Here is a 3,594-nt window from a genome sequence, read left to right as displayed (position 1 = left end):
GGGCAACGACCGAGGCGGCCGTTGAGGCAGTCGCCGGTGCGCCGACCGTCAGTTCACCTCGGTCCGCGGCCGGTCCCGCCCTCGGTGGACCGGCCGTTCACGCACCCCGATGCGCCGCCCGCCATGATCCGTTGTCAGTGCCTCCTGATACGAAAGGAGGCAGCTGAGAACGGGGGCAGGACGTGGCGTACGACAGGACAACGGCCGGGCACGGGCCGGTGGTCGAGCTGACCGACCGGCGGGCCCTGGAGCAATGGCGGCCGGCGGCACCGGACGTGATCGCGGAGGCACGGCGGCTGAAGGAAGCCGCGCTGCTGGATTTCGGGCTGACGGATTCCGTGGTGGCGTCCTGGATCTATGCCAAGTGCCACCACCAGATCCCGACCACGGCCGTGCCGACCGCGGCCGTGGTCGCCTCCGGGGACGGCAGCTGTCCGCTGCTCTACAACCCCGACTTCTTCGTCCGACTGGGCCTGGAGGGCGTGAAGTTCGTCCTCTTCCATGAGGCGCGGCATCTGGTGCACCGCCATCTCTTCGCCGACCCCGAGCTGCGCGCCGACCCGGTCTTCACCCTCGCCGCCGAGGTCGCCATCAACCATGTCGCGCTGGTACGGCTCGGCCGCAAGGAGCTGCCGCAGCTCGACGGCCGGCCCACGGGGGTCGACCCGCGGGAGATCCACCGGGACTACGCCGAGGACCTGACGGACCAGGGCCTCGAACCACTCGGCTACGACGCCTTCGTCGAGACCGACATGACGGTGTTCTCCGAGCTCAAGCGGATGCGGCAGCCACCCGTCCCCGCGGTGCCGTGTGTGCATCTGACGGACCCGGAGACCACGGGCGGCGATCAGCAGACCCTCGACGAGACGGTGTCCTCCGCGCTGGTCAACTCCCTGCTCGCGGCGCGGCGCGGACACCCGGTCGCGGAGCGGGAGCTGCTCGACCTGATGGACCGTACGGACGGCACCTCCGAGCATGCGAGCCGGGTGTGGGGGCGGCTCGGTATGGGGGCGCTGCGCGGCCGGACCCCGCAGACGGGGAAGGTCGACTGGTGGCAGCGCTGGCTGGTCGATGTCCTCGCGTCCAAGCTGCGCGAGGGCGAGCGGCTGGTCTATCCGAAGAAGCGCGGCGCCCTGCTGGCGGCACTGGGCCACGACCCGATGCTGTCGCGGCGCGGCCCGGTGCGGGAGAAGAACCTCGTGATCGCGTATGACACCTCGGGGTCGATGCCCGACTCGGTGGTCACCTGGCTGACGGAGCTGGTGGGCTCGATCGACGGGGTGGCCGCCCACTGGCTGTCGTTCGACGGTGTGGTGATGCCGTTCCGCCCCGGCGAGCGGGTCTTCGGCGGCGGGGGCACGAGCTTCCAGGCGGTGGCCGACTACATCGAGGGCCGCACGACGGTCGACGGCCGCAGCTTCGACGAGATACCGGACGCCGTGGTGATGCTCACCGACGGCTACGCCCCGCACATCACCCCCGCCGAGCCGGACAAATGGATCTGGCTGATCACGTCGGGCGGCGACGACTGGCCCGACCACCACACCCCGCCGATGGCCTGCCACCGTGTGACGACAGGAGACCGATGAGCACGACCACGCCGACCGCAGCGCCCAGGGCGACCGCGGCGAGCGCGCAGACCCCGCCGGCCCACCCCGCGGGATGGCGGCCCAGCGCCACCTACCCCGAGCCCCCGGAGGGCTGGACGGGGGTCTCCCGGCTGGAGTCGTTCATCGACGCGATGATCGACATGGGCCAGACCGGCCAGATCTTCGGCGAGCACGGCATCGGCAAGACGGCCACCTTCTTCTCCCATCTGCCCAAGGCGTACCCGGATGCCGAGCTGGTCTTCGTGCCGGCCGCCAATCTCACCCCGGACGACCTGCTCGCCAACGCACCGGTGCGGGATGCCAAAACCGGCGAACTGGTGCTGCGGCAGCTGGTGATGAGCCAGCTGCGGCCGGGCAAGCCGTTCGTGCTGCTGATCGACGACTCGCTGCAGGCGGGGGCGACGATCCAGTCGCAGCTGATGCAGATCGCCTGCAACTGGACGCTGGGCGAGTTCGACCTGCGGGAGCTGGGCTGCATCGGCGTCTTCCTGACGGACAACGAGTCGCTGGCGGAAACCGCTGCCCGGCGCAGCGATCTGGCCGTCCTGGACCGCATGGTGACGATCCGGATCACCGCCAACGACACGTCCTGGCGACAACAGCTCGCGGCGAAGTACCGCGACTGGAATCTGCGCGAGATCTACACCCTCTGGGCCACCCTCGCCCCGTCCCTGCGGGAGTTGCTCTCCCCGCGCACCCTCGACCACATCCTGGCCAACGCCCGCGAGGGCTTCCCGCTGCGCTGGGGGCTCCCGCTGGTCAACGGCGAGCGGCTGCGGCTGGCCGAGCAGAAGGACAACGGCAAGCCGGGCAAGGACCGTACGACCGAGGTGCTGGACCGGATCGCGGCGGCGGTGGGCTCCGCCAACCCCGCCTCGATCCCCGATCCGGTACGCGCCGTGGTGCGCGCGGCGCTGCGCAACCGCTGGTCGGTGCTGCTCCAGGGGCCGCCCGGGTGCGGCAAGACGGAGCTGGTGCGCGAGACCGTCCGCGAGGGCCTGGGCGGACGCGATCCGCTGTACTTCTCGATGCCGGTGACGAACGTCGAGGACCTCTGCGCACCGATCCCCACCACCGACGGCTCCCTGGACAACCTCCTGGCCGGGCCGTTCCTGGGGCCGGAGCCGAAGGCGATCGTCTGGGACGAGTACAACCGCCCCAAGGACAAGGCGGCGTTCGCCAAGCTGATGGAGATCACTCAGGAGTGGTCCCTGGCCGGACGCCGGATCGAGAACCTTCGGGCGCAGATCGCGGTCCAGAACCCCCCGTACCACCTCGGCCGCAAGCTCCTGGTCTCCCGGAACAACATCGCGCAGGCGACCCGCTTCACCGCCTCGCTGACCCTTGAGCCGCGCGACATCCCGGCCAACGAGTGGCTGATCGCGAAGTACGGCGCCGTCGCCGAGACGGTCCTGGAGTGGTGGAAGCACGACATCGACGAGGACGGCCGGGCCTGGATCACCAAGCGCACCATCGAGCGCCTGATCAAGCTCCACCAGCGCGGACTGCCGCTGGAGATGGGCACGGTCTATCTCGGTGACGGCGCATACGCCCCGGTCCCGCTGACCGCTCTCCTCGACCGGCTCAGCAACCGCCCGGTCACCGGCCTCCGGGAGCTGGCCCAGGAGGTCGACGCCTGGGAGACACGGCTGCGGTCGGCGGCGCGCGCTTCAAGCGAGGGCTCGAACGACAGCGATCTGGTCCACCAGGTCCTGGCCAACGCCGAGTTGTCCCAGCTGAAGCAGCATCAGTCAGTGGTCGCCCGGCTGGTGGCCCTGCTGCCGCCGAAGCTGCGCTCCACCTACCTGGTGGGCGCGTCGAGCGAGGCGCAGCGCTTCTGGATCGAGGTCTTCGCCCAGATACCCCGCGGCTGAGGCGGCGGCGCGGGGGGGGGGGGGGGGGGGGCCCCGGCGGCCCCGGCGCCGAAACCGGGGGGGGGGCGGCGGGGGGGGGGTTTAGGGGGGGGTATAAAAAAAAAAAAAAC

At 70.7% G+C, this 3,594-nt stretch carries 2 protein-coding genes; both read left to right on the top strand.

Going from position 1 to position 3,594, the window contains the following annotated elements; genetic code table 11:
* The first annotated feature begins 182 nt into the window (after positions 1-182).
* Complete coding sequence (locus ACFW5B_RS35190; protein WP_386449181.1) at positions 183-1,589, top strand: hypothetical protein; 1,407 nt, start codon at positions 183-185, stop codon at positions 1,587-1,589.
* The gene (locus tag ACFW5B_RS35185; protein WP_386449178.1) at positions 1,586-3,484 is read left to right on the top strand and encodes an AAA family ATPase; all 1,899 of its coding nucleotides are present in this window, start codon (positions 1,586-1,588) and stop codon (positions 3,482-3,484) included. The genes ACFW5B_RS35190 and ACFW5B_RS35185 overlap by 4 nt, the downstream gene beginning before the upstream one ends.
* Positions 3,485-3,594: the final 110 nt, after the last annotated feature.

The organism is Streptomyces sp. NPDC058773 (genome assembly GCF_042746015.1).
In the GTDB taxonomy this organism is placed as follows: Bacteria; Actinomycetota; Actinomycetes; order Streptomycetales; family Streptomycetaceae; genus Streptomyces.
Note: the sequence above shows the minus strand (reverse complement) of the source record. Positions and strands in the feature narration are given on the sequence as shown.

Excerpts from the sequence above, each read along its gene's own strand:
- ACFW5B_RS35185 (WP_386449178.1), top strand. The coding sequence starts at position 1,586 with ATGAGCACGACCACGCCGACCGCAGCGCCCAGGGCGACCGCGGCGAGC.